The organism is Brevundimonas sp., assembly GCF_046295775.1.
Classification (GTDB): Bacteria; Pseudomonadota; Alphaproteobacteria; order Caulobacterales; family Caulobacteraceae; genus Brevundimonas.
The window spans coordinates 118,690-144,097 of sequence record NZ_JBKBML010000004.1; the positions used below are offsets into that span (position 1 = coordinate 118,690).

General features: G+C 68.1%; 25 protein-coding genes, 1 tRNA gene and 1 pseudogene. 14 read left to right on the top strand and 13 right to left on the bottom strand.

From position 1 onward, the window contains the following. The first annotated feature begins 9 nt into the window (after positions 1 to 9). The 5 genes from kdpB (at position 10) to ACK4I0_RS04285 (ending at position 6,822) form a co-directional block, all read left to right on the top strand. Positions 10 to 2,079, top strand: a complete 2,070-nt coding sequence (kdpB, locus tag ACK4I0_RS04265; RefSeq protein ID WP_409608328.1) for a potassium-transporting ATPase subunit KdpB — start codon at positions 10 to 12, stop codon at positions 2,077 to 2,079. A gap of 26 nt (positions 2,080 to 2,105) precedes the next feature. Further along, positions 2,106 to 2,855 (top strand): TorF family putative porin, encoded by a 750-nt coding sequence (locus ACK4I0_RS04270; protein ID WP_409608330.1) that lies wholly within the window; start codon positions 2,106 to 2,108, stop codon positions 2,853 to 2,855. Between the two features lie 12 nt (positions 2,856 to 2,867). Continuing rightward, positions 2,868 to 3,446 carry a potassium-transporting ATPase subunit KdpC gene (kdpC, locus tag ACK4I0_RS04275; protein WP_409608332.1) on the top strand — a complete coding sequence of 193 codons (579 nt, stop codon included), beginning with the start codon at positions 2,868 to 2,870 and terminating at the stop codon, positions 3,444 to 3,446. Positions 3,447 to 3,531: 85 nt separating this feature from the next. Further along, positions 3,532 to 6,126 carry a DUF4118 domain-containing protein gene (locus ACK4I0_RS04280; RefSeq protein WP_409608334.1) on the top strand — a complete coding sequence of 865 codons (2,595 nt, stop codon included), beginning with the start codon at positions 3,532 to 3,534 and terminating at the stop codon, positions 6,124 to 6,126. A 6-nt stretch (positions 6,127 to 6,132) separates the two neighbouring features. Then, positions 6,133 to 6,822: a response regulator gene (locus tag ACK4I0_RS04285; RefSeq protein WP_409608336.1), complete on the top strand. Its 690-nt coding sequence runs from the start codon at positions 6,133 to 6,135 to the stop codon at positions 6,820 to 6,822. Between the two features lie 469 nt (positions 6,823 to 7,291). Here the strand turns inward: ACK4I0_RS04285 and ACK4I0_RS04290 are convergent, their stop codons facing one another. Further along, on the bottom strand, positions 7,292 to 7,705 hold the full coding sequence (locus ACK4I0_RS04290) for a recombinase family protein (protein ID WP_409608460.1): 414 nt from the start codon (positions 7,703 to 7,705) through the stop codon (positions 7,292 to 7,294). A 30-nt stretch (positions 7,706 to 7,735) separates the two neighbouring features. Here ACK4I0_RS04290 and ACK4I0_RS04295 point away from each other — a divergent pair. Further along, positions 7,736 to 8,245: pseudogene (locus tag ACK4I0_RS04295) on the top strand (hypothetical protein); the annotation flags it as partial. Positions 8,246 to 8,411: 166 nt separating this feature from the next. Here ACK4I0_RS04295 and ACK4I0_RS04300 read toward each other — a convergent pair. From ACK4I0_RS04300 to ACK4I0_RS04315, 4 genes are all read right to left on the bottom strand, one after another. Continuing rightward, a tRNA-Leu gene (locus ACK4I0_RS04300) sits at positions 8,412 to 8,496 on the bottom strand. 46 nt (positions 8,497 to 8,542) lie between these two features. Next, positions 8,543 to 9,406, bottom strand: coding sequence for an energy transducer TonB (locus tag ACK4I0_RS04305; protein WP_409608338.1), 864 nt, complete (start codon positions 9,404 to 9,406; stop codon positions 8,543 to 8,545). Between the two features lie 131 nt (positions 9,407 to 9,537). Next, positions 9,538 to 10,332 (bottom strand): hypothetical protein, encoded by a 795-nt coding sequence (locus tag ACK4I0_RS04310; RefSeq protein ID WP_409608340.1) that lies wholly within the window; start codon positions 10,330 to 10,332, stop codon positions 9,538 to 9,540. 29 nt (positions 10,333 to 10,361) lie between these two features. Further along, positions 10,362 to 11,369 (bottom strand): fumarylacetoacetate hydrolase family protein, encoded by a 1,008-nt coding sequence (locus ACK4I0_RS04315; protein WP_409608342.1) that lies wholly within the window; start codon positions 11,367 to 11,369, stop codon positions 10,362 to 10,364. A gap of 82 nt (positions 11,370 to 11,451) precedes the next feature. Here ACK4I0_RS04315 and cobT point away from each other — a divergent pair, with 82 nt between their 5' ends. After that, complete coding sequence (gene cobT, locus ACK4I0_RS04320) at positions 11,452 to 13,311, top strand: cobaltochelatase subunit CobT (RefSeq protein ID WP_409608344.1); 1,860 nt, start codon at positions 11,452 to 11,454, stop codon at positions 13,309 to 13,311. A 47-nt stretch (positions 13,312 to 13,358) separates the two neighbouring features. Here cobT and arsB read toward each other — a convergent pair whose 3' ends face one another. From arsB to ACK4I0_RS04335, 3 genes are read right to left on the bottom strand one after another with little or no spacing between them, the layout of a single operon-like run. Beyond that, positions 13,359 to 14,450, bottom strand: a complete 1,092-nt coding sequence (arsB, locus tag ACK4I0_RS04325) for an ACR3 family arsenite efflux transporter (protein WP_409608346.1) — start codon at positions 14,448 to 14,450, stop codon at positions 13,359 to 13,361. After that, the gene (gene arsC, locus ACK4I0_RS04330) at positions 14,450 to 14,872 is read right to left on the bottom strand and encodes an arsenate reductase (glutaredoxin) (RefSeq protein WP_409608348.1); all 423 of its coding nucleotides are present in this window, start codon (positions 14,870 to 14,872) and stop codon (positions 14,450 to 14,452) included. Before arsC ends, arsB begins: the two co-directional genes overlap by 1 nt. 7 nt (positions 14,873 to 14,879) lie before the next feature. Then, positions 14,880 to 15,215, bottom strand: coding sequence for an ArsR/SmtB family transcription factor (locus ACK4I0_RS04335; protein WP_409608350.1), 336 nt, complete (start codon positions 15,213 to 15,215; stop codon positions 14,880 to 14,882). A gap of 157 nt (positions 15,216 to 15,372) precedes the next feature. On the opposite strand from ACK4I0_RS04335, the gene ACK4I0_RS04340 reads away from it, so the two are divergent. After that, complete coding sequence (locus tag ACK4I0_RS04340) at positions 15,373 to 17,418, top strand: NAD(+) synthase (RefSeq protein WP_409608352.1); 2,046 nt, start codon at positions 15,373 to 15,375, stop codon at positions 17,416 to 17,418. A 142-nt stretch (positions 17,419 to 17,560) separates the two neighbouring features. Then, the gene (locus ACK4I0_RS04345; protein WP_409608354.1) at positions 17,561 to 18,184 is read left to right on the top strand and encodes a DUF4168 domain-containing protein; all 624 of its coding nucleotides are present in this window, start codon (positions 17,561 to 17,563) and stop codon (positions 18,182 to 18,184) included. Between the two features lie 64 nt (positions 18,185 to 18,248). On the opposite strand, the gene ACK4I0_RS04350 is transcribed toward ACK4I0_RS04345, so the two are convergent. After that, positions 18,249 to 19,424 (bottom strand): acetyl-CoA C-acetyltransferase, encoded by a 1,176-nt coding sequence (locus ACK4I0_RS04350; RefSeq protein WP_409608356.1) that lies wholly within the window; start codon positions 19,422 to 19,424, stop codon positions 18,249 to 18,251. A 164-nt stretch (positions 19,425 to 19,588) separates the two neighbouring features. Here ACK4I0_RS04350 and trhA point away from each other — a divergent pair, with 164 nt between their 5' ends. The 3 genes from trhA (at position 19,589) to ACK4I0_RS04365 (ending at position 21,291) form a co-directional block, all read left to right on the top strand. Then, positions 19,589 to 20,302 (top strand): PAQR family membrane homeostasis protein TrhA, encoded by a 714-nt coding sequence (trhA, locus tag ACK4I0_RS04355; protein WP_409608358.1) that lies wholly within the window; start codon positions 19,589 to 19,591, stop codon positions 20,300 to 20,302. A gap of 69 nt (positions 20,303 to 20,371) precedes the next feature. Beyond that, positions 20,372 to 20,983, top strand: a complete 612-nt coding sequence (phaR, locus tag ACK4I0_RS04360; protein WP_409608360.1) for a polyhydroxyalkanoate synthesis repressor PhaR — start codon at positions 20,372 to 20,374, stop codon at positions 20,981 to 20,983. Further along, positions 20,980 to 21,291 carry a hypothetical protein gene (locus tag ACK4I0_RS04365; protein WP_409608362.1) on the top strand — a complete coding sequence of 104 codons (312 nt, stop codon included), beginning with the start codon at positions 20,980 to 20,982 and terminating at the stop codon, positions 21,289 to 21,291. Before phaR ends, ACK4I0_RS04365 begins: the two co-directional genes overlap by 4 nt. Before the next feature lie 151 nt (positions 21,292 to 21,442). Here ACK4I0_RS04365 and ACK4I0_RS04370 read toward each other — a convergent pair whose 3' ends face one another. Beyond that, positions 21,443 to 21,874, bottom strand: coding sequence for a hypothetical protein (locus tag ACK4I0_RS04370; protein ID WP_409608364.1), 432 nt, complete (start codon positions 21,872 to 21,874; stop codon positions 21,443 to 21,445). A gap of 41 nt (positions 21,875 to 21,915) precedes the next feature. Then, positions 21,916 to 22,650 carry a glycosyltransferase family 2 protein gene (locus tag ACK4I0_RS04375; RefSeq protein ID WP_409608366.1) on the bottom strand — a complete coding sequence of 245 codons (735 nt, stop codon included), beginning with the start codon at positions 22,648 to 22,650 and terminating at the stop codon, positions 21,916 to 21,918. Positions 22,651 to 22,746: 96 nt separating this feature from the next. Between ACK4I0_RS04375 and ACK4I0_RS04380 the strand changes: the two genes are divergently transcribed. Further along, positions 22,747 to 23,514: a creatininase family protein gene (locus ACK4I0_RS04380; RefSeq protein ID WP_409608368.1), complete on the top strand. Its 768-nt coding sequence runs from the start codon at positions 22,747 to 22,749 to the stop codon at positions 23,512 to 23,514. A 20-nt stretch (positions 23,515 to 23,534) separates the two neighbouring features. Beyond that, on the top strand, positions 23,535 to 24,038 hold the full coding sequence (locus ACK4I0_RS04385; protein ID WP_409608370.1) for a phasin family protein: 504 nt from the start codon (positions 23,535 to 23,537) through the stop codon (positions 24,036 to 24,038). Here the strand turns inward: ACK4I0_RS04385 and ACK4I0_RS04390 are convergent. Further along, positions 24,035 to 24,412, bottom strand: a complete 378-nt coding sequence (locus tag ACK4I0_RS04390) for a Rieske (2Fe-2S) protein (RefSeq protein WP_409608372.1) — start codon at positions 24,410 to 24,412, stop codon at positions 24,035 to 24,037. The genes ACK4I0_RS04385 and ACK4I0_RS04390 overlap by 4 nt on opposite strands. Continuing rightward, entirely contained in the window at positions 24,409 to 25,407 is a 999-nt protein-coding gene (locus ACK4I0_RS04395; RefSeq protein WP_409608462.1) for an NAD(P)H-dependent glycerol-3-phosphate dehydrogenase, read from the bottom strand. The genes ACK4I0_RS04390 and ACK4I0_RS04395 overlap by 4 nt, the downstream gene beginning before the upstream one ends. Position 25,408: the final 1 nt, after the last annotated feature.

Below are 25,408 nucleotides of genomic sequence, written 5' to 3' on the forward strand. Positions count from 1 at the left end.
ATCCCTGAAATGACCTTCGCAAACCCCGAGCACCTGGGCGAAACCCGCCGGGCCGCTCCCCTGGCCGGCGGCCTGTCCGGCCCGATGCTGGGCCGGGCGCTTGGCGACGCCTTCGTCAAGCTGGACCCGCGTCGCCTGCTTCGAAACCCGGTGATCTTCACCACCTGGATCGTGGCCCTGCTGGCGACGGTGTCGGCCATCGCCGCCGTCGTCGCCGGCGAGACCGCCGGCTTCGCCATCCAGCTGGCGGTCTGGCTGTGGGCGACCGTGCTGTTCGCCAACGTCGCCGAGAGCGTCGCCGAAGGGCGCGGCAAGGCGGCGGCGGACTCCCTGCGGGCGACACGCGTCACCACCAAGGCCAAGCTGATCGTCGACCCGAAGACCGGCCTGACGGTCCCGACGCCCGCGCACGAGCTGGAGATCGGTTCGATCGTGCTGGTCGAGGCGGGCGACGTCATCCCCTCGGACGGCGAGATCGTCGAAGGGATCGCCTCGGTCAACGAGGCCGCCATCACCGGCGAGAGCGCGCCCGTGATCCGCGAAAGCGGCGGCGACCGGTCGGCCGTCACCGGCGGCACCACGGTGGTGTCCGACTGGATCAAGGTGCGCATCACCTCGGCCCCGGGCTCGACCTTCCTCGACCGCATGATCTCCATGGTCGAGGGCGCCAACCGACGGAAGACTCCGAACGAACTGGCGCTGTCCGTGCTGCTCGCGGGTCTGACCCTGGTGTTCCTGATCGCGGTGGTGACGCTGCTGGGTCTGGGCGCCTACTCCGGCATTGCGCTGGACCCGATCGTGCTCGGCGCCCTGTTCATCACCCTCATTCCGACGACCATTGGCGGCCTGCTGTCCGCCGTCGGCATCGCCGGCATGGACCGGCTGCTGAAGGTCAATGTTCTGGCGACCTCGGGTCGCGCGGTCGAGGCCGCCGGCGACGTAGACACCCTGCTGCTCGACAAGACCGGCACCATCACCTTCGGCAACCGCATGGCCACCGAAGTCATCCATGTGCCGGGAGTCCGGCCGGAAGCGGCGATGCGCGCCGCCGTCATGGCGTCCCTCGCCGACGAGACGCCCGAGGGCCGCTCGATCATCGAACTGGGCCGCAACGCGGGTCTGTCTGTCGATCTGCCCGAAGGCGCTAAGGCTATCCCGTTCTCTGCCACGACCCGACAGTCGGGTGTGGACGCGGACGGCAAGTCCTGGCGAAAGGGCGCGGTCGACGCCGTGCTCAAGTCTCTGAACCTGGACGAAAAGGACGCTCCGGCCGAGTTCCGTCAGGCGGTGGACCGCATCGCCCGCTCGGGCGGCACGCCGCTGGCGGTGGTCGAGAGCGGCGTCCTCGTCGGCATCATCCACCTGAAGGATGTGATCAAGCCCGGCATGAAGGCGCGGTTCGCCGACCTTCGCCGCATGGGCCTGCGCACGGTGATGATCACCGGCGACAACCCGGTCACCGCCGCCGCCATCGCGTCTGAAGCGGGGGTCGACGACTACCTCGCCGAGGCTACGCCCGAGGACAAGATGCGCCTCATCAAGGCGGAGCAGGCCAAGGGCCGGTTGGTCGCCATGTGCGGCGACGGGGCCAACGATGCCCCCGCGCTGGCCCAGGCCGACGTCGGCGTGGCTATGCAGACCGGGGCCCAGGCTGCGCGCGAGGCCGGCAATATGGTCGACCTCGACAGCGATCCGACCAAGGTCATCGAGATCGTCGAGGTCGGCAAACAACTGCTGATCACGCGAGGAGCCCTGACGACCTTCTCGATCGCCAACGACGTGGCCAAGTATTTCGCCATCATCCCGGCGATGTTCGTGGTCGCCCTGCCGGCGCTCGGCGCGCTCAACGTCATGGGGCTGCACAGCCCCGAGAGCGCCATCCTGTCGGCGGTGATCTTCAACGCCCTGGTGATCGTGGCGCTGATCCCGCTGGCCCTGCGCGGCGTCAAATACCGCGCCATCGGGGCCGGGGCGCTGCTGTCCCGCAACCTGCTGATCTACGGCCTCGGCGGCCTGATCGCCCCGTTCGTCGGCATCAAACTCATCGACGTGGTCATCTCCAGCCTCGGCCTGGCGTGACCTCTTCCAATCACAGAGTGATTTCCATGACCCGCAAATCCCGCGTCAGGGCGTCCAACCGCCCCTACATCTGGCTCTCGGGCGCCGGCCTCATCGCCCTTGTCGTCTGGGGCATCGCCTCCGAGGCCGACGCCCAGACCGTCGCCGAACCCGCCAATCCTTCGATCGCCTGGAACGTCGCCGTCGGTTCCGACTACGTCTTCCGGGGCGTCAGCCAGACCGAGGAGGACGCCGCGATCTCGGGCGGCGTCGATCTGACCAGCGGCAGCTTCTACGCCGGCGCCTGGGTCTCCAACGTCGCCTTCCCCAGGGATCCGGACACCAACGCCGAGATGGACGTCTATGCCGGTCTCCGCCCCGAGTTCGCGGGCTGGGTCTGGGACTTTGGCGCCGTGGGCTATTTCTACACCGGCCAGCCCGACGGCGCCGACTATGACTACGTCGAGGCCAAGGTCGCCGCTTCGCGCGCCATCGGCCCGGCCACCGTAGGCGCTGCTGTCTACTGGTCGCCCGACTTCTTCGGCGCCGCCGAGGATGAGGCGACCTATGTCGAGGCCACTGCGAGCTTCTCTCCGGCCGACAGATGGACGGTTTCAGGCGCCATCGGACGCCAGTTCCTGTCCTCGGACTTCGACTACACAACCTGGAACCTGGGCGTGGCCCGGCAGCTGACCGACAAACTCGCTCTCGACGTCCGCTATCACGACACCGACGAGCACGACTTCGGCGACATCTACGGCAGCCGCGCCGTGGCCTCGCTGAAGGCGGCCTTCTAAAGGACGACGCCAATGCTCCGCCAACTCCGCCCCGCGATCGTCATGATCGCCCTTTTCACCCTTCTGCTCGGCGTGGCCTATCCGTTGGCCGTCACCGGCGTCGCTCAGGTCGCCTTTCCGTCGCAGGCCAACGGCAGCCTTATCCGCGACGCCGAGGGTCAGGTGGTCGGCTCGGCCCTGATCGGCCAGCCGTTCGCCGAGGCACGCTATCTGCACCCGCGCCCCTCGGCCGCCGGCGACGGCTATGACGCCTCTGCCTCCTCGGGGTCGAACCTGGGCCCGCTCAACACGGACCTGGCCGAGCGCATCAAGACCGACGCCGAAGCTATCCGGGCCGACACCGGCGCGACGGTCATCCCGGCCGACGCCGTGACCACCTCGGCCTCGGGCCTCGACCCCCACATCTCTCCGGCCTACGCTCGGCTTCAGGCGGCGCGCGTGGCGCAGGCTAGAGGGGTCGATGTGACGACGGTGCAGCAGGTGATCGACGCAAACACCGAGGGCGCCCTGCTTGGCTTCATCGGCCAGCGGCGCGTCAATGTGCTGCTGACCAACCGGGCGCTCGACGCCCGCCTCTCCGCCGCGACCTGACTTGCCTGCCGCGCCGCCCGGTCCGAAGCCCTCGCCGGTCGGTCTCACGCGACCGAAACGCGGGCGGCTGAAGGTGTTCCTCGGCATGTCGCCGGGGGTCGGCAAGACCTATGAAATGCTGCGCGCCGCCCGACGCCGAAAGGCCGAGGGCGGCGATGTCGTCGTCGGAGTGGTCGAGACCCATGGCCGCCGCGAGACCGAAAGCCTGCTGCGCGGGATGGAGGTGATGCCGCGGGCCCCGATCGACTACAGGGGCCGCGCCCTGATGGAGTTCGACATCGACGCGGCGCTGGCGCGCAAGCCCGGCCTCCTGCTCGTCGACGAATACGCCCATTCCAATGTCCCAGGGTCGCGGCATCCGAAGCGGTGGCAGGACGTCGAGGAGATCCTGTCTGCCGGCATCGACGTCTGGACCACGCTGAACGTCCAGCATCTGGAAAGCCTGTCCGACGTGGTGCTGCGCATCACCGGCGTGCGCCAGCGCGAGGCCCTGCCCGACAGCGCTCTGAGCGGGGCCGACGACATCGAGGTCGTGGACATCACCCCCGAGGAGCTGCGTAAGCGCCTGGCCGAGGGAAAGGTCTATGTGCCCGAGACCGCGCGACTGGCCTCGGAAAATTTCTTCAAGGTCGAGAACCTGACTGCGCTCCGCGAGATGGCGCTGCGGCGCGCGGCCCAGACCATCGACGATCAGCTTCTGGCCACCCTGCGGGAGCGCGGCGTTGAAGGCCCCTGGGCGGCGGGCGAGCGCATTCTGGTCCTGGTCGGCGGCGATCCGATCGCTTCGTCTCTGGTTCGCGCCGGTCGACGGCTTTCCGACATGACCATGGATGCCCCCTGGACCGTGGCCCATGTCGAACGTCCCAATCAGCCGGTTGCGAAGCCTGAAGGCCGCGCAAGGGTGGGCGAGGCCTTCGCACTGGCCGAGCAGCTGGGCGGGCGCACGATCATCCTGACCGGCGACGACGTCGTCGGCACGGTGATGGACTACGCCGATCGCAACAACGTCACCCAGATCGTGATCGCCAAGGGGCGAGACAGCCGCATCAGCGAAGTTCTGGGACGATCGCTGGCGGCCGAACTGTTACGCTCGGCGCGAGGTGTCGCGCTGCATGTCGTCACTGAACCGGCCGCCGACTCCAAGGATCGCCCGGCCAGGATCGCCGCAATCCAGCAGCCCAGGCGCTGGCGGGGTTACGCATTCGGCGCAGCCTTTATCGGCGCCGCGACGGCTCTCGCCTATGGGCTCGACCAGGTGTTTGAGCGGGTCGATCTCGGCGTTCTATACCTGTCCGCCGTTTTGGCCGCCGGGGTGCTTTACGGCTTGAGACCGGCGCTGGCGGCGGCGACCGTCGCCTTCCTGACCTACAACTTCCTGTTCCTGGAGCCGCGCTACACCTTCCTGATCGGGTCACCGACGGACATCCTGACCCTGATCGTGTTCTGGGCTGTGGCTTCGGTCACTGGCGGATTGGCGGGTCGGGTCCGCGACCAGGCCCAACGGGCTCAGCGGCGCGCCTCCGCCGTCTCGGCCCTGCTCGCCGCCAGCCAGGCGCTGGCCGATGCCGAGGATCGCCTGGAAACCGCCCAGGTGCTTGCGGAGCAGACCGCCGCCGCAGCCGGAGGCAAGGCGATGGTCCTCCTGCCGATGGGCGAGGACCTGACCCCCGTCGCGGGCGCGCCGACACTGGACCAGTTGGACGCCGCCACCCTGGCCGCCGCGCGCTGGGCCTGGGAGCGCGGCGAGCCGGCGGGGTTCGGCACGGGAACCTTGCCGCAGACCGGCTGGACGTTCCGCCCTCTCCAAGGTGTGCGCTCGCGCGCCGGCGTGGCGGGCGTCGAAGCCGACGCCGTGGCGCCTGGATCGGATGAGGAGCGGCTGGCGCTGGCTCTGCTCGACCAGGGCGCAGTGGCCTTGGAGCGGGCCCAACTGGCTGGCGACGCCGTCGAGTCCGAGACCCTGCGCCGCACCGATCGCTTTCGCGGGGCCTTAATGAACTCAGTCAGCCACGATCTGCGCACGCCGCTCTCCACCGTGCTCGGGGCCGCCACCACCCTGATCGACTTTGGCCCGACCATGAAGCCCGAAGTGCGCAGGGACCTCCTTCTCAGCATCCGTGAGGAGGCCGAACGCCTCAGCCGCTACGTCGGCGACCTACTGGACATGACCCGGCTCGAAGGCGGGGCGCTCAATATCAAGGCCGACTGGACCGACGTCCGCGATGTCCTGAACGCGGCCGCCGAGCGGGTGTCGCGCCGACTCGGCGCGCGTCGGCTGACCCGTGACTTTCCCGCCCAACTCAGCATGGTGAGGCTGGACCAGGGGCTGCTGGAACAGGCGTTGGTCAATATCCTTGAGAACGCCATCGCCTACAGTCCCGACGGTTCCGCCATCGAACTGGCGGCCTATGAGGACCGGGGCTCGGTGGTCATCAGCATCGAGGACGAGGGCAAGGGTATTCCCACCGCCGAACTTGAGTTGGTGTTCGACAAGTTCCGCCGCATGGAGGAACAGCCGGATCGTTCCAATGGCGCGGGCCTTGGTCTCGCCATCGCCAAGGGTTTCGTCGAAGCCATGAACGGCCGGATCGCCGCCGCCAGCCCGATCCTGGACGACCACGGCACCCGCATCCTGATCAGCGTGCCCAAGTCCATCCCTACCCATCCGGACCTGCTATAGAGCCCCATGTCGGCCGCCAGACCCCGCATCCTCGTCATCGACGACGAACCGCAAATCCACCGCTTCCTGTCGCCCGCGCTAGACGCCGCCGGCTACGAGCCGAAGCGGGCCGACAGCGGTCAGGAAGGCCTGCGCGGCATCGCCTTGTGGAGCCCCGACGCCGTCGTGCTCGACCTCGGCCTTCCCGACATGGATGGGAAGGATGTGCTTATCCGGGCCCGCGAGTTCTACACCGGCCCGATCATCATCTTGTCCGCCCGTGACCGCGAGGCCGAAAAGATCGAGGCCCTCGACCTCGGCGCCAACGACTATGTCGAAAAGCCTTTCGGCGTCGGCGAACTGTTGGCTCGTATTCGCGCGAGCCTTCGCCAGACCTCCGACCCCAAGGTCCACAAGGGGCCCATTGTCGTCGGCGATGTGGCGATTGACCTGGATCACCGGCTGGTGACCCGCGAGGGCCGGCCCGTGCGGCTGACCCCCAAGGAATACGACCTGTTCGCCCATCTCGCCCGCCATGCCGGCAAGCTGATTGGACACGTCGATCTTCTCACCGCGGTCTGGGGCGCCGCCCATGCAGCCGATACCCAGTATCTGCGCGTCGTCATCGGCCAACTGCGACACAAGCTGGAGACCGACCCGGCGCAGCCGACCCTAATCCTTACCGAACCCGGCGTGGGCTACCGGCTCCACGCTTGACTGCGCATTGGAGGTCCGCTCAGAGCAGAGGGATCAATGTCAGCTTCTGGCGAAACGCGGACCTTCATGGACCCGCCGGGCCGACCGTGCCCCAAGGAACCGTATGTATTGGCTGGTCGATTTGGAGAAAGTTAGATGGCGGGACGTTTTAGGGCCAGCCCGCCGCCCAGCCTGTTTACGGGAGGGTGCCAAAGCTCAGCGGAACAGCTATCCGGGAAACGCTCCAGCTCTCCAAACGCGTCAACTTGTATGGCTTTTCAAGGGGCAGCCCAGCGACGGGCCCCATCCGGCGTTATGAGGTAACACAAAGGCTTTGCTGGCTGCGGAGGGCATGGGTTGGCTGATCCGAGGGCGGCTCCGTTCTCCTGTCTCACGCTTGTTTGGGCGACTTGCTGGTCAGGTACATGGTCCCCTTCCGAACCTCACCTGCGTAGCTAGAAACCACGTGAGATTTAAGAAGCGAAACCGCCTACGCCCGCAGTGCTCGATAAAGTGTCGCCCGCCCAACCTGCAGAGTGCGCGCCACGTCGGCAGGGCGCTCCCCGGATTGAATGAGCTTCCTGGCATGCTCGACCTGCGATGAGATCAGCGCAGGCTTTCGGCCGAGCCGCTCGCCTCGCGCTTTCGCCGCCTGCAATCCGGCACGCGTGCGCTCGCTGATCAACGCCCGCTCGAACTCCGCGAGCGCCCCCATCATGTGAAAGACGAGCTTGCCTTGGGCGGTGGTCGTGTCGATGCCCTCGGTCAACGAGCGAAATCCGATGCCCCGCTCGCCCAGGTCGTGGACGAGAGTGATCAGATGCGACAGGGACCTGCCCAAGCGGTCGAGACGCCAGACCACAAGCACGTCGCCCGTGGTCAGCGCGGCGAGGGCCTTGTCCAGACCTAGCCGAGACGTGGCCGCGCCCGCACTTGCTTGGAGATCGCTTTCTGGATCGGCTTCCTAGAACGAGAGCCCGACGAAGCCGCACGCCTGTTCATGGCCGATGAGCACTCATCTAGCGCCGCGCGAGCCAAGCTTCTGGCCGATCTGCTCGAACCTGCGGCGGCCGAACCCTTTCGGCTGATATCTCAGAAAGCAGACGCCGAATATCGGCTAGGACCGAAGAAGCTTCGCATGGAAGAACTCGCGGCGCGCTCGGGCCTTGGCGATACCTACGCCTATTACAGAACCCTCTGCGCCGTCTCAGTACACCCATCCATGTCGCCTCTGGATAAGCTTATCGAACCGAACGACGACGGCACGCTAGGACTGAGGGCAGGCCCTGACGACAACGGAATCCCATTCTCTTTGATGAATGCCATCAACGCTCAGGATTGGGGCCTGAGCGCCTACGCACGATTTTTCGGAATGTCGGACGCCGTGAGAGCGCTTGAGCCGATCCAAGCAGATCGAGACAAGCTCCTCATGGCGATGCGCTAGGCCGCGCGAGAACAGGTCCGGAACCTTGCGGCGCTCACGCGGCGCTCGGAGTTTGGCGGAGCATGACGTAAAGGGTGAAAAACCCTGAAAATCAGCGCAACCACTTCCGCGCCCCCAGAGACGCCAAAGCCCGGCCGAAGCCGGGCTAAGTCATTGAAACCGTTTTTGGTGCGGGCGGTCGGGCTCGAACCGACACTCCTTTCGGAACCGGATTTTGAGTCCGGCGCGTCTACCAATTCCACCACGCCCGCGCGCCAGGAAGGGCGGCTTCGTAGCCGCCGTCCCTGACCGGGTCAATCATCGGGGGCGGTTCGGCAACGGCGGGTTCTCGTTATCGTCGTTTCCGGGGTTCCGCGCCGTGCCGTCGTAGTTGCGGTCCAGGCGGCTGGCCTGGTCGCCGCCCATGAGCCGATCGTCGATCCAGAAGTCGAAACGCATGACGAAGGTCGAGCCCGCTCCTGCCTCAGGATCCGCACGATCATAGTTCAGTCTGGCGTTGTGAACCGCCGTGACGGCGGATCGGCCCAGGCGGTATCCCGTCGGGCTTTCGCTTTCCACCCGACAATCGCGAACGACCCCGCGAGGCCTCACGACGCAGCTGAGGACGGCGAATCCACGCGCCACGCCCGCATCCAAGGCCTGTTTGCTGTATTGCGGTCGCGGAGGGGTCGACCAGACGTTTGTGGCGCTGGCGGGGATCACCCAGCCGCCCAAGGCGTCGCGCTCATCCTGCAGGGGGCGGTCGCAGGCCTGAAGCGTGCGGTCGATATTCGCCCATTCGGTCGGGAGGTCGTAGACAAGGCGCCGGTCTGGCTGCCCGGTTTCGTCTTGGGCGACAACTTCAAGGCGCCCGCCGCCTCTAAGAGCCCGTGCGAAGCGAGCCGGAACCTGGCTGAAGGCGACCGTCGCGCTGCTGCCCACGGTCCAGCTCTCGCGCTCTTGAGCTTCGCCGACGCGCCCCACGAGCAGAGTGCGCGTCATGCCCGCAGCCGGGGGCAGGCCTGTCACCAGCACGTCCAGCGCTCCGTCCGTGCAGCGTACCGCCACGGCCGTTCCGCTGTCGAAGGAGGCCGAAGCCATGGTCAGGCGTCGAGAGGGATCAGTCGAATAGTCCCAGTCGTCGTCGCCCTGAGTCTGAGCGTGGGCGGCGGTGGTCAACACGGCAAAAGCCAGGCCTGCAAAAGCCGCTGCCCCCATGATCCGATGCATTGGAACTCCCCCTTAACAGCACCGCAAGTTGAACTGCGCTAGAGCTTCGCTGTCCAGCCCGATACTAGCTTGAGCCTGTTTTTTTACCGCGTGGCGAAGCGGGTTCGGAAGGCGATGCGTCGGACAGGGATCGGGCTGTCCACGCCTTGGCGGCTGACAACACGGGCATCGCGTGACGCCCTGAGCACGGCGTCGCCGAAACGGCTTGCCGGCGGGTGCTCCATCTCATTGAGACAGTCGGACAGGCGACCGTCGGGCGTCGTCAGGCAGGTCGTGACGACGAAGCCGGCGGCGTATTGGGTGCGGGGAAAGCTCGGACGGGGCGCGCGCGCCCAGATCACGCCCCCGCCGGGTCCGCCATCTTCGCTGACGGCTTCCAAAATGGCGTCGCGCGGATCGACGACGGGGCGGCCGCACTCCGTCAGCACCTGATCTATGGATTGGTTCGACGGCGGCAGATCAACCTCGAACACGACATCGGCGCCGTTCGACGCTTCGCCCGGCACGGTGATCCGCAGCGGCCCGCCCTGGCGAAACTGCCGCGCCAGCGGGGCCGGAAGGTCGGCTACCACGACGGTTCGATCCGTCGTGGCGGTCCAGCCGGTGGAATGCGCGTGATCCGCATCAAACCGGATCATCAGATTGCGTCGCTCGGCTCGGGCCAGCGGCAGGCCGCTGATCACCGCACCGAAGGCTCCATCGACGCAGCGAAAGCCGATGCCGAGCCCGGAGTCATATTGCGCATAGGCCATCACTGTCCGGCCGCGAGGCTCTCGGTGAATGTCCCAGTCCGTCGCGGCTTGGGCCGCGGCGCCGTCGGACAAAAAGACTGCGATGCCCAAGGTGAAGAACCCTGCTGCGACAGATCGATCCGACATCGGGCGCTCCCCGCGCAACTCTTGAAGGGTCAGACGCTCTTAACCGTCTGTTCAATGGCGCCGAAGATCGAGTGGCGGCGCTCGTCCAGCATTTCGATCCGCACCGTGTCGCCGGCCTTGAGGAAAGGCGTTTCGGGCTTGCCGCGCAGGATGGTCTCGACCGTGCGGACCTCCGCCAGGCACGAGTAGCCCAGGCCGCCCTCGGCGACCGGCTTGCCCGGTCCGCCGTCGGCGTCACGGTTGGACACAGTGCCCGAACCGATGATCGATCCGGCGCCGAGCGAGCGGGTCTTGGCCAGGTGGGCGATCAGGGTCCCGAAATCGAAGGTCATGTCCACGCCGGCGTCGGCCCGGCCGAAGTCGGCGCCGTTCAGCTGGACCTCAAGCGCGCCGTGCAGCTTGCCGTCCTTCCAGCGATCGCCCAAGGCGTCGGTCGTCACGAAGACGGGCGACAGGGCGCTGGCGGGCTTGGACTGGACGAAGCCGAAGCCCTTGCCCAGCTCCGCCGGGATCAGGTTGCGCAGCGAGACGTCGTTGACCAGGCCGACCAGGCGGATGTGGTTCAGCGCCTCCTCGCGCGACACGCCCTGAGGCACATCGCCGGTGACGACCACGATCTCGGCCTCTAGGTCACAGCCCCAGGCTTCGTCGGCCAGCGGGATCGGGTCGCGCGGCCCGAGCATGGAGTCCGAACCACCCTGATACATCAGCGGATCGGTCCAGAAGCTCTCGGGCATTTCCGCGCCGCGCGCCTGACGCACCAGCTGGACGTGGTTCACATAGGCCGAGCCGTCGGCCCACTGATAGGCGCGGGGCAGGGGAGCGGCGGCCTCGCGCTCGTGGAAGCGGCCGCGCGGCACGGCCTCGTGCTCCAGGCTTTCGGCCAGGGCGCGCAGTTCGGGCTCACAGCGGTCCCAGTCGTCCAGCGCGGCCTGCAGGGTCGGGGCGATCAGGAAGGCGTCGGTGAACCAGTTCAGGTCCTGCGAGACGACCACGAGGCGGCCGTCGCGGCCGTGCTTGAGCGAGGCGAGTTTCATGCCCTTCTGATTAGGCGGTTTCCGGCGTGGTGCAAACCGCATCGCTCTTTCGGACGCGGCCATTTGGTTCTAACTCCCTGCCATGGCCGATACGCCCGCCGAGACCTTCAAGCGCGCCCTGGCGCATGCCGCCCGCGCCCTGGCCGAACAGGCCGAGCTGGAGGTCGCCTTCGGCTCGGATGGGCCTAAGCTAGCGAACGGCGTCCTGACCCTGCCGCATCCGCCGCGCGATCCGGCCGGCCCCGAGAGCGCGACCCTGCGCGGCCAGGCCGACCGTCTGGCCCTGCGCCTGGCCAATCACGACGAGGCTCTGGGCGGGCGGCTGCGTCCGGCCGACAGTCAGGCGGCCGAGGTGTTCGAGGCGGCGGAGCAGGCGCGGGTGGAATCCCTGGGCGCGCGGTCGCTTGCGGGGGTTCGGGCCAATTTGGACGCAGCCCTGCTGACCCGGCTGGAACGGACCGGCGCCCTGCGCGCCGAGGCCGAGCGGGTGCCCGTGGCCGAGGCCGTGGGGCTCCTGGTGCGCGAGCGGCTGACCGGCCACCGCGCGCCCGACGGCGCGGGGACGATGCTGGACCGCGTGCGCGACGATCTTGAGGGCAAGGCCGGCGCCGCGCTCGACGCCCTGGCCCAGGCCGCCGACGATCAATCGGCGTTTGCGGAGAAGTTCCGCGACGTGCTGCGCGCTCTGGACATGGATCCCGGCGACGGGCGCGGCGACGATGCGTCCGACGACCTGGGCGAGGATCAGCCCGAGCCCCAGGAGCCCGAAGCCTCGGATCAGGACGACGAGGACGAACAGCTGCCTGACGCCGGCGACGGCCAGTCTCTGGAAGGCTCGGCCGACGACGAGGGCGCCGATCAGGAGCGCGAGGCTCGCCCCGATGGCGCGCCGGCAGACCCGAACGGCGAGCCCGGTCCCGACGACCCGGAGCTGGGCGAGGGCGAGCGCCCCAATCGAACCCAGAACGCCGACGACGGCCGCGCCGTCAGCACCTATCACGCTTTCACCACCGCCTTCGACGAGGTGATCGACGCTGCGGATCTGTGCGACCCCGTCGAGCTGGACCGTCTGCGCGCCCTGCTGGATCAGCAGCTGACGGTCCTCTCCAGCGTGGTGTCGCGCCTGGCTAACCGGCTTCAGCGCCGCTTGATGGCCCAGCAGAACCGCAGCTGGATCTTCGACCTGGAGGAGGGCGTGCTGGACACTGCGCGGCTGACCCGCGTCGTCACCGACCCCGCCAGCCCCCTGTCATTCAAGGCCGAGAGCGAGAGCCCGTTCCGCGACACGGTGGTGACCCTGCTGCTCGACAATTCGGGCTCGATGCGCGGCCGGCCGATCATGGTGGCGGCGGTCTGCGCCGACATCCTGGCGCGCACGCTGGAGCGGTGTGGGGTCAAGGTCGAGATCCTGGGCTTCACCACCCGCGCCTGGAAGGGCGGCCAGTCGCGCGAGGCGTGGATCAGCGCCGGCAAGCCCGCCGCGCCCGGCCGCCTGAACGACATCCGCCACATCATCTACAAGTCCGCCGACGCACCCTGGCGCCGGGCCAAGAAGAACCTGGGCCTGATGATGCGCGAGGGCCTGCTGAAGGAGAACATCGACGGCGAGGCGCTGGAGTGGGCGCACGGTCGGCTGATGGCCCGCAGCGAGGCGCGGCGCATTCTGATGGTCATTTCCGACGGCTCGCCGGTCGACGATTCCACCCAGTCGGCGAACGCCGCCCTGTATCTGGACAAGCACCTGCGCCAGGTCATCGCCAGGATCGAGGACGGCTCGCCGGTCGAACTTCTGGCCATCGGCATCGGCCATGACGTGACCCGCTGGTACCGCCGCGCCGTCACCCTGGTCGATGTCGAACAACTGGCCGGCGCCATGATCGAGAAGCTGGCCGAACTGTTCGACGCCGAAACGCCCAGCCCACGCCGAAGGCGCGCGGCTTGAGGATTTCAAAGCGGCCTGTTTGAGGTCGAAGCCTCAGCGTTTCATGGTCATCCAGCGGTCCGGCCAACTTGCGGCGCCGTATCGGGAAACCAGCGTCGGCCCAGCCAAAGGGCGACGGACACCAGCAGGATCAAGACCGGGACCTCGACCAGGGGGCCGATGACGGCGGCGAAGGCGACGGGCGACGCCAGGCCGAAGGCGGCGATGGCGACGGCGATCGCCAGCTCGAAGTTGTTGGACGCAGCGGTGAAGGCCAGGGCCGTCGTGCGCGGATAATCCGCCTCGATCAGCCGGCCCATCAGGAAGCTGACCACGAACATGACGAAGAAGTAGATCGTCAGCGGAATGGCGATCCGCAGGGCGTCCAGCGGCAGGGCGACCACCTCGCCGCCTTTCAAGCTGAACATGGCGACGATGGTGAACAGCAGCGCGATCAGGGTGATCGGCGCGATGCGCGGCAGAAAGCGCGTCTCATACCAGTCGGTCCCTTTGCGTGCGACGAGCGTCCGCCGGGTCAGGAAGCCGCCGAGGAAGGGCAGGCCGAGATAGACAAGGACCGCTGCGGCGATAGTCCACACGCTGACGTCGATGACGCTGCCCTGCAAGCCGAACAGCGGCGGCAGCACGGTCAGGAACAGCCAGGCGTAGAGGCTGAAGAAGGCGATCTGGAAGAGGGAGTTGAAGGCGACCAGACCGGCCACATACTGGTTGTCGCCGCGCGCCAGCTGGTTCCAGACCAGCACCATGGCGATGCAGCGGGCCAGACCGATCAGAATGACCCCGGTCATATATTCCGGCTGATCGCGCAGGAAGATCACGGCCAGAGCGAACATGAGCACCGGACCCAGCACCCAGTTCTGAAACAGGGAGAGTAGCAAGACCCGTTTGTCGGCGAACACCTGGGGCAGGGCTTCGTACTTCACCCGCGCCAATGGCGGATACATCATCAGGATCAGGCCGATGGCGATCGGAATGTTCGTCGTGCCGACTGACAGACCCTCCACCCAAGCCGGCAGCCCCGGCACGACGGTTCCCAGCAAGACGCCCAGAGCCATGGCGGCGAAAATCCACAGCGTCAGCCAGCGGTCCAGAAACGACAGCCGGCGTCGGCGCGGGGCGGACAGAGCGGCGTCGGCCATCAGCGGACCCTGCGCCCCTCAGCGTCGATGACGACTTCGCCATCCTCCTTGACGAAGGGCTTCAGCCCCTCAGTTGGCAGGAGGTCGAGCACCGTCTCGGACGGCCGGCACAGCTTCACGCCCCGGGGTGAGACCACGATAGGGCGGTTCAACAGGACGGGGTGGGCTTCGATGGCGTCCAGCAGGTGTTCATCTGTCAGGCCGGGCTCGTCGAGCCCCAGCTCCGCAAAGGGCGTGCCCTTCTCTCGCAGAAGACTGCGCAGCGGCGCGCCCATGCGCTCGACCAGGCTTTGGATCATCGCGCGGCTGGGCGGCGTCTTCAGATACTCGATGACGTGCGGCTCGATGCCGACGTGTCGGATCAGCGCCAGGGTGTTGCGCGACGTCCCGCAGGCGGGGTTGTGATAGATGACGACGTCCATGAGATCCTCAGATGCGACACAGCGCCAGTTCGGACAGTAGAGGCTCGCAAAGCTCGGCTCGCCCCTGGCAGCAGTCCTTCAGCAAAAAGACGACCAGCGCCTGCAGGCGATCCAGGTCGGCGCGATAGATGATCGACCGGCTCCGACGCTCGGAAGAAATCAGGCCGGCGCGGGCCAGAACGCCCAGGTGCGCCGACATGGTGTTGGCGGGAACAGCCAGGGTGTCGGCGATCTCGCCGGCTGGCAAACCCTCCGGCTCGTGCCGAACCAGCAGGCGAAACGCCTCCAGCCGCGTGGGCTGGGCAAAGGCGGCAAGGGCCAAGATGGCGGCTTCAGATTCCATATTTCCAGCATAATAGAAATGAATCACGAAACAACCCTTGGCCGGCTGTGGGCCAGAGCGCGAACCGCCGCTATCGTCCCGCCCATTCACCCCTCTCGCCATTCCCGCCTATATGATGACCTCCACCGGCTCTGGCCGGGGCGAGCGGATTTGAGCGATGGCGCAGGATCACCCCTTCTATAGTCCCTCGACCCACGGCTTCGTGCGGGTGGGGGCGGCGACGCCGGTCGTGGCGACGGCGGATCCGGCGGCCAATGCGCGGGCCCATGTCGAGCTGATGCGGCGCGGCGCCGAGGCGGGCGTGCAGCTGTTGGTGTTTCCCGAGCTGAGCCTGTCGGCCTATGCGGTGGACGACCTGCTGATGCAGGACGCGCTCTTGGCCGAGGTGGAGCGGCGGATCGGCGAACTGGCGGAGGTCGCTGACGAACTGGACCTGGTCGCGGTGTTCGGTGCGCCGGTGCGCCAGGGCGACGCCCTGTTCAACTGCGGCGTGGTGGTCGGGCCGGGCGGGGTGCTGGGCGTGGTTCCCAAGACCTATCTGCCGAACTATCGCGAATATTATGAGAAGCGCTGGTTCGCGCCGGCGGCGGCGCGGTCGGACGACACGGTCACGCTGAACGGCGAGACGGTGGATTTCGCGCCGGGCCTGGTGTTCGAGGCGGTGGACCGGGCGGGCTTCGTCTTCTCGGCCGAGATCTGCGAGGACTTCTGGGCACCGCAGCCGCCCTCGACGCGGGCAGCGTTGGCCGGGGCGCGGATCCTGTGCAACCTGTCGGCCTCCAACATCGTGATCGGCAAGGCCGAGGAGCGCGAACTGCTGTGCGCCAGCCAGTCGTCGCGGATCCTGTCGGCCTATGTGTTCGCCGCCTCCGGCTGGGGCGAATCGACCACCGACCTGGCCTGGGACGGCCAGGCGATGATCCACGAACTGGGCGCCAAACTGGCCGCGGGCGAGCGCTTCGCCCTGGAGCCGCATCTGACTATCGCCGACGTGGACGTGGGCCGCATCGGGCTGGAGCGGCTGAGGAACGGCACCTTTGCGGATTGCGCGCGGGCCGAGGGCGAGGCGGCGACCGTCATCCCGTTCGAGCTGGGCGGCGACGACAGGACCGACGATCTGATCCGGCCGCTGGACCGCTTTCCCTTCGTGCCCCACGACGCCGCGCGGCTGGATCAGGACTGCTATGAGGCGTTCAACATCCAGGTTCAGGGCCTGATGCGGCGGCTGACGGCGACCAACGGCGAGCGCATCGTCATCGGCGTGTCGGGCGGGCTGGATTCGACCCAGGCGCTGCTGGTGACGTGCCGGGCGTTCGACCGGCTGGGCTTGCCGCGCTCCAACATCCTGGGCTTCACCCTGCCGGGCTATGCGACCTCGGATGGGACGAAGTCGAACGCCTGGGCCCTGATGAACGCCCTGGGCGTCACGGGCGGAGAGATCGACATCCGCCCGGCGGCCGACCAGATGCTGAGGGACATCGGCCACGCCTATGCGATGGGCGAGCCGGTGCACGACATCACCTTCGAGAACGTCCAGGCGGGCCTGCGGACCGACTATCTGTTCCGCCTGGCCAACCAGCACAAGGCCTTTGTGCTGGGGACCGGCGACCTGTCGGAGCTGGCGTTGGGGTGGGCGACCTATGGCGTGGGCGACCACATGAGCCATTACAACGTCAACGGCGGGGTGGCGAAGACGTTGATCCGGCACCTGATCCGCTGGGTCGCAGAGCGCGAGCCGGAAGGCGGCGCCGCCGAGGTGCTGCGCGCCATCCTGGCGACCGAGATCAGCCCCGAGCTGGTCCCCGCCGACGCCGAGGGGCGCATCCAGTCGACCGAGGGGACGGTCGGACCCTATGCCCTGAACGACTTCTTCCTGTTCTACATCAGCCGGTTCGGAATGCGGCCGTCCAAGGTCGCCTTTCTGGCGCACCAGGCCTGGAAGGACGCCGCGACCGGCGCCTGGCCGTCCAACACGCCGGACATCGAGAAGGCGGCCTACGACCTGGCGACCATCCGCCACTGGCTGCGCAAATTCCTCGTGCGCTTCTTCCAGACGGCGCAGTTCAAGCGTTCGGCCCTGCCCAACGGGCCGAAAGTGGTGACGGGCGGATCGCTGTCGCCGCGCGGGGACTGGCGCGCGCCGTCGGACGCCTCGGCGCAGGTGTGGCTGGACGAGCTGGACGCTAACCTGCCGGAATCGTGACTTATTTGCGGAACCCGGCGAGGCTTCCTACCTTTTAGGTCTCCCCGCCCCTCCCGTTGTTGATCAACTTCCGGCCGCGCGGGGGCCCGTGGATGCGGGCCGGCGTGACGTCGGGCGGACCGGAGGCAAAGAAGGATACGACATGCGTCTTGTGACTCTCGCCGCCCTTTCCGCCCTGACCGCCGCCGCCGCGGCCCCCGCCCTGGCTCAGGACGCCGCCGCCCCGGCCGCGACCCCCGCTCCGGCCGCTCAGCCCGCCCCTCAAGCCGCCGCGCCGCAGGGCGCGCCGACCGATCAGGAGCTCAGCCAGTTCGCCGGCGCCATGCAGCGCCTTAGCGTCATCCAGCAGCAGATTTCGGGTGGCCAGCCCACGACCGAGCAGCAGGCCGAGATGGCTTCCATCGTCGAGAACTCCGGTCTTGAGGTCGAGCGCTTCAACGCCATTTCGGCCAAGGTCTCGTCCGACACGACGCTTCAGGCCCGCGCGGCTGTGGCCGGCGCCACGCCGTCGGCCGACGGTTCGGTCGGCGCCTCGGTGACCGACGCCGAAGCCGCCCAGTTCGCCACCGCCATGGCCTCGATCTCGGACCTGGCCCAGCAGCTGAACGGCGCCCAGCCGAACGAAGAGCAGCAGGCGCAGATGGCGTCGGCCATCGAGGCGTCGGGCCTCGACATCGAGCGTTTCAACGCCATTTCCGGCGCCCAGGCTCAGGACGAGCACCTGCGTGCGCGCATCGCCCTGGCGGCGGCTCAGCGCGGCGAGTAATCGCGTTTAGGCCAAGCCGATCAGCGGGCCGTCCTTCGGGGCGGCCCGCTTTTTCATGCGCGGATCAGGCCCGCTCGACGCAAAGGGCCACGCCCATGCCGCCGCCTATGCACAGGGTGGCCAGACCCTTTTTGGCGCCCGCGCGCTTCATCTCGTGCAGCAGGGTGGTCAGGATGCGCGCGCCCGAGGCGCCAATGGGGTGGCCGATGGCGATGGCCCCGCCGTTGACGTTCACCTTGGCCGGGTCCAGGCCCAGCTCCTTGGCCACGCACAGCGACTGGGCCGCGAAGGCTTCGTTGGACTCGATCAGGTCCAGGTCGGCGACGCTCCAGCCCGCCTTCTCCAGCGCCTTCTTCGATGCCGGAATCGGGCCCGTGCCCATCACCGCCGGATCGACGCCGGCGGTGGCCCAGGACGCGATGCGGGCCAGGGGCTCGAGCCCGCGGACCTTCGCCTCGTCGGCGCTCATCAGCACCAGGGCGGCGGCGCCGTCGTTCAGACCGGACGCGTTGGCGGCCGTGACCGAGCCCTCCTTGGTGAAGGCGGGGCGCAGCTTCTCCATCGCCTCCAGGGTCGCGCCATGGCGGATGTATTCGTCCTGATCGACGATGGTGTCCCCCTTCTTGCCGGCGATGGTGACGGGCGCGATCTCGTCGGCGAAGCGGCCGGCCTTCTGAGCGGCCTCGGCCTTGTTCTGCGAGGCGACGGCGAAGGCGTCCTGATCGGCGCGGCTGATCGACCACTTGTCGGCGATGTTCTCGGCCGTCTGGCCCATGTGATAGCCGTTGAAGGCGTCCCACAGGCCGTCCTTGATCATGGTGTCGATCAGGGTGACGTCGCCCATCTTCTGGCCGGTGCGCAGGGCCTGGGCGTGCGGGGCCTGGCTCATGCTCTCCTGACCGCCCGCGACCACGATCTTCGCGTCGCCCAGGGCGATCTGCTGGGCCGCGATGGCCACGGCGCGCAGGCCCGAACCGCAGATCTGGTTCAGGCTCCAGGCGGGGGTCTCCTTGGGAATTCCGGCCCCCATCGAGGCCTGACGCGCAGGGCCCTGGCCGGCGGCCGCCTGCAGCACATGACCCAGGATGACCTCGTCAACGGCCTGGGGCTCGACGCCCGCGCGCTCCAGCGCCGCCTTGATGGCGACCTCGCCGAGCTTGGAGGCGGGCAGGGCGGATAGGGCGCCCAGAAAGGCCCCCACGGGGGTGCGGGCGGCGGAAACGATGACGACGTCGGTCATGGCGGAGACTCCAGCAAGACGACCTGGGGAGGACGACGAAAGTGCGGCTTTCATGCCGCAGCGCAGCGCGCGCGTCACCTGTCGACGCGAGCATTCACGGTTTGGGCGCCGTGTCGGCGCAGTCTGGCGGGAACGATCAGCCGAACCGTTGGATTGAGGGTGTCATGCTGTCGCGACTGAAAGCCCTGGCCACCCACGTCTGCACGCCGGACGAGCTGGACATGATCGAGCACTATCAGACGCGCGGCGAGCGGCTGGCCGACCTGTGGGTCCACGTCGTCGGCCTGGTGCTGGCGGGGATCGGCGGGGTGGCGCTGGCGCTGCTGGCGGCGATCAATTCGGGCGTCGGCGCGGCGTTTTCGACGGCCATCTACGCCCTTTGCCTAGTCGCCATGCTGACGGCCTCGACGGTCTACAACCTAACCCGCCCCTGTGCGGCGCGACCGGTGCTGCGGCGACTGGACGAGGCGGCCATCTTTCTGATGATCGCCGGCAGCTACACCCCCTTTACTACCCAGAGGTTCGAGGGCGCCTGGTCCATCGGCTTCACCCTGCTGGTCTGGGCCATCGCCTTCGCCGGCGTGGGCGCCAAGATGTTCGCGCCGCGCATCTCCGACGCCTTCTGGAGCGGGGTCTATGTGCTCTTCGGCTGGCTGGCCGTGATTGCATTGAAGCCGATGATCGAAACGGTTCATCCGCTGGCGCTGGGCCTGCTGGTGGCGGGCGGGCTGATCTACACCGCCGGCGTCTTCGTCTTCATCAATCAGAAGGTGAAGTTCCGCCGCGCCATCTGGCACGGCTTCGTCGTGGCGGGGGCGGGGACCCATTGGGCGGCGGTGCTGGTCGGGGTCGTCCTGGCTCCCGGATTGGCCAGTTGACCGGCCGGGCTGGCGCAATGCGCCAAGCCGGTCGATAGTGACGCCTTGCAACAGAACGCGGGAACAAGCGTGGCGAACAAGAAAGCTCAGGGTGGAATCGACGATCCGATCGTCATCAAGAAGTATGCGAACCGCAGGCTCTATAACACCGCGACCTCGGCCTATGTGACGCTTGAAGACCTGGCGCAGATGGTGCGCGAGGGGGTCGAGTTCGTCGTCTATGACGCCAAGACCAATGAGGAGCTGACGCGCCAGATCCTGACGCAGATCATCTTCGAGGAAGAAAGTCGCGGCGAGGCGCTTCTGCCGGTGCAGTTCCTGCGCCAGCTGATCGGCTTCTATGGCGGGCAGATGCAGTCGGTGCTGCCGTCCTATCTGGAGATGTCGCTGGACTCCTTCACCCGCCAGCAGGAGCAGTTGCGCGGGCAGTTCACCCGCGCCTTCGGATCGACGCCGGGCGCCGGGCTGATGGAAGAGGCGGTCAAGCAGAACATGGCCATGTTCGAGCGCGCCATGCGGATGTTCCCCGGCTTCGCCGCCGGCATGCCCGCTGCCGCAAAGCCGGAAGCGCAGGCCAAGGCATCCGACGACGCCGCGCCGGATCCGCTGGCGGAAATGCGCCGGCAGATGGACGAGATGCGCGCACAGATCGACCGCCTGGCGACGGACGGCAAAAAATGAGCGACGACCGCGTCGGCGATGATCGGCGCAAGACGCCACGTCGGCGCGGCGAGCGCCGGGCGGGGTCGAGCTCGCGCGCCCTGGTCCCGGCAGGCGAGGTGGTGGATCACGCCGTCCCCCCGGCAAAGCCTGCCGCCCCCGATGATCCCGCCTTCACCGCCCAGATGCTGGCGCAGGGTCAGGTCAAGCGCGGCCTGAAGGGCGGCCCTCCGGTGCTGAACGCCGCCCGCGCGGCCTATCTGGGCGCTGAATACGCCGTTCGCGACCGCCGCCCGCCCAAGGGCAAGACCGCCGTCACCGACGTCTGACGTGGCTCGCCGGCATTTGGCCCAGCGCTTGCTTGAGACGCTCCGAACGTTCCGGAGCCGACTATGCCGACCCTCTTTTCCGCCGCCGCCCGCCTGTTCGACGTGACCGCCGTGGCGCTGATCTTCCTAGCGTTCGGCTAGGGGCGAAGACCTAGCCCATGTCGAAGTCGCGTCTGGCGGCGATGATGGTGACGATGAAGCCGGCCAGCACGTCAAGCATCACCATGGTCAGGATCAGGAAGAAGACCGAGGTGGCGAAGCCGCGCAGCAGCAGGAACTCCACCAGGCAGACCACAAACAAGATCATCGACAGGGCGTGATTGACGATCGCCGTGCGCTGGCTGGACGTCGATTTCAGCAGTTCGAAGAACAGCAGGCCCAGCGACAGGAACAGGATCAGGTCGCCGACCGTCACGCTCCATTGCGCGCCGGAAGTCATGGCCAGGTTGAACAGCACCTCGCCCAGGACGCCTTCCGGGCCGGTGACCACGCCATAGGCGTCCACCCCGCCGCCCCCGCCGAACAGCACCACCAGATTGTAGATCACGACCGGGATGGCCAATAGCGGAAGGGCGACCAGCATGGACTCGCCGCGCGCTGGCCGGATGGGTCCGCCGCGCCCGCTCACAGCTCGGTCACCGCACCGGCCCGCCGCGAGCGGGTCTTGAGCCACATCACGCCCAGCAGGTCGGTGAACGAGGCCATCAGCCGCCCCCAGTTGGTGTATTTCGACCGGCCCGTCTCCCGGTGCCGGTGGTCAACGTCGAGATAGCGGTTCTCGTAGCCCTCGCGGATCACCAGGGCCGGCAGATAGCGGTGGACGTGGTCGAAGTACGGCAGACGCAGGAAGACGTCGCGCCGGAAGGCCTTGAGCCCGCAGCCGGTGTCGTCGGCGTCGTCATGCAGCAGGCGCTTGCGGATGCGGTTGGCCCAGCGCGAGGCAAAGCGCTTGGCCTCGCTGTCCTGCCGCTTTGCGCGTCGGCCGCCGACCAGGGCCACGATGGGCGGCGCAGCGATCAGGGCGTCCGCCAGACGCGGGGCGTCGACGGGCGGGTTCTGACCGTCGCCGTCCAGGGTTACGACCACCGGGGCGCGGGCCGCCAGGACGCCGGTGCGCACCGCCCGGCTCTGGCCCGCATTCTGCCCATGGCTGAGCACGCGCAGCGCCGGCAGCTCGGTCATGACCGCGCGCAGCTCGGCCAGGGTGCCGTCGCGGCTGGCGTCGTCGACGAAGATCATCTCGTAGGATCGGCCGGCGAAGGCCTGAGCGATCTCGCGCGCCAACGGCCCGGCCGCGCCCTCCTCATCGTGGACGGGCACGACGACGGAGATGTCGGGCGTGGCGGCGGCGCTGTTCATGTCCTGTATCTAGCGCGCGCATCCGGTACTGCGAAGCCGGATTAGACCTCGCGCGCCAATCGCCTTAAGCCGACCCTACGCTGTTCGGAGTTCCCCATGCTGATCCACCTGTCGTCTTGGCCCGAAATCGACGCCGCGCTGAAAAGCGGGCACGCCCTGTCCAGCACCGTCATCGTGCCGATCGGCTCCAACGAACAGCATGGCCCGACCGGTCTGCTGGGCACCGACTGGCTATGCCCCGAGATCATCGCCCACGCCGCCGAGAAGGGCGAAGAGGCGCTGATCGTGGCCCCGACCTTCAACATCGGCATGGCCCAGCACCATCTGGCGTTTCCCGGCACCATCACCCTGCGCCCCTCGACCTTCATGGCCGCCATCGGCGACTGGGTAGCCAGCCTGACGCGGCACGGGTTCGAGCGGATCTATTTCCTGAACGGCCACGGCGGCAATGTCGCCACCATCGAGGCCGCCTTCGCCGAAATCTACGCCGAATGGTCCTATGCCGAGGATCGGGCAGACTTCGCCCTGAAGCTGCGCAACTGGTGGGACTTGGCCGGAGTGACCGGCCTGTGCAACTCCATCTTCCCGACCGGCCACGGCATGCACGCCACCCCGTCCGAGATAGCTGTGACCCAGGCGGCCTATCCGGACCGGATCAAGACCGCCGACTATGAGCCCAGGATCGCGCCCGTCGGCCCGATCCGCGACGCCCTGGACTATCGCGCGCGCTTCCCCGACGGCCGTATCGGCTCCGATCCGGCTCAGGCCAGCCCGGAAAAGGGCCAGCGCATCATCGACGCCGCCGTGCCCGCCCTTCTGAAGGACGTGGCCGATTTCGCCGCCGAGGTCTTGCCGGGGACATGAAGAAGGCCCACGGCTCGGCGATGACAAAACTTGAACAGGCCGCCCGGCGCGGACGACGCATCGCCAATGACGCGAGGCACGCGTCCGAGGCGCTGGTCGCTGGCGGCGAACTGCTGCAGGCCTCGCAAGAAGTCATCGCCGCGCGGATGGAGATTCTGGCCGCCGGCCTGGCCGATCCGACCAAGGCGGACCTGGCCGAAATGGCCCTGATGAGCTCTGAAAAGGTCGAGGCCCTGTCAGCCTCGGCCTCGGCGTTCGGCGCGCGGATGGGCGGCGTGGGCCAGCGGCTGGCGCGCGATACGACGCGCGAGGCCAGCCTGGCCGGCCAGGCCGTTTCCGCCCTGGCTGGCGCGGCCTCGCCCCAAGCCTTCGCCACGATCCAGATGAACTACGCCTTCGGCTGGTGGGACCGCGCGGCGCGCAGCCTGACGGCGCTGAACGGCGAAATGATCCGCGCCCAGGCCGAGGCGATGAAGCCTCTCCACGACGCCGCCACCGCCAATGCGAAGCGGCTGAAGCGCTAGGCCGTCCGGATAATCCCGTCCTCGGCCTTAACGGGCCAGGGGGTGAGGCGGCCGCCGGCGCAGGGGCCGCCCAGGCATTCGCCGGTCAGCGGTTCGAACACCGCGCCGTGCCAGCTGCACAGGATGGTCGAGCCGTCGGGCGTCAGATAGCGATCCAGCTCGACCGCGATGGGAAAGCCGGCGTGCGGGCAGCGGTCGATCCAGCCCGCCACCTGGCCGGCCTTGCGCACCACGAACCCGTGAAAGAAGGCTTCGCCGATCTGCAGCACGAAGCCGCGCGCGCCGGGCTCGGCGATGTCGATCTCGGCGCACAGGGCGACGCCCGGCGGGGTCTTCCAGACGCGCGGGCGGGCGGCGGGCGCGGCGTCCGTCAAATCCGCTCGGCCTTCAGCGGGCGTGACAGCAGGTTGTCGATCAGCTCGTCCACGGTGGTCTCGCCGTTCAGCAGCGCGGCGACGCCCTCGCAGATGGGCGTGTCGACGCCCAGGCGGGCGGACAGTTCACGCACGGCCGGCGCGCTCTCATAGCCCTCGGCCACCGACCGCTTGCCGGCCAGGGCCTCTTCGACGCTCTGACCCTGGCCGAGCGCCAGGCCCAGGCTCATGTTGCGCGACTGCGGGCTGGAGCAGGTCAGCACCAGGTCGCCCAGGCCGCACAGGCCTGCCACCGTCTCAGCCTCGCCGCCCAAAGCCACGCCGACGCGGGTCATTTCGGCGAAGCCGCGGGTGATGATGGCGGCATGGGCGCTGCGGCCCAGGCCCCGGCCTTCGCTGAGGCCGCAAGCGATGGCCAGCACGTTCTTGATCGCTCCGCCGACCTCGGCCCCGATCAGGTCGCCGGCCAGATAGGGCCGGAAGCCCGGCCCCGACAGGGTCCACATCAGTTCCTCGCCCAAGTCAACGTCCTTGCAGGCCAGGGTGACGGCGGCGGGCAGGCCGCGCGCGACCTCTCCGGCGAAGCTGGGGCCCGACAGCACCGCCGGCGCGGCGTCGGGAAGGGTCTCGGCCAGCACGTCGGTCATCAGCTTCAGCGAGCCGCGCTCGACGCCCTTGGAGCACAGGATGATCGGCAGGCCGGCGCCCGCATAAGGTTTGAAGGCTTGAAGCGTGGCGCGCATGTGCTGGGCCGGCGGCACGGCCAGGATCAGGTCGCAGTCCGCTAGATCGGCCAGGTCGCTGGTCACGGCGATGCGCTCGTCCAGGGTCACGCCCGGCAGGAAGGCCTCGTTGACGCGGCGCGCGCGGATGCTTTCGACCACCTCGGCCTCGCGCGCCTGCAGCGTGACCGAAAGGCCCGCCCGCGCCGCGACCTGCGCCAGGGCCGTGCCCCAGGCACCCGCGCCGATCACACCCGCCTTGTGAAACTCCATG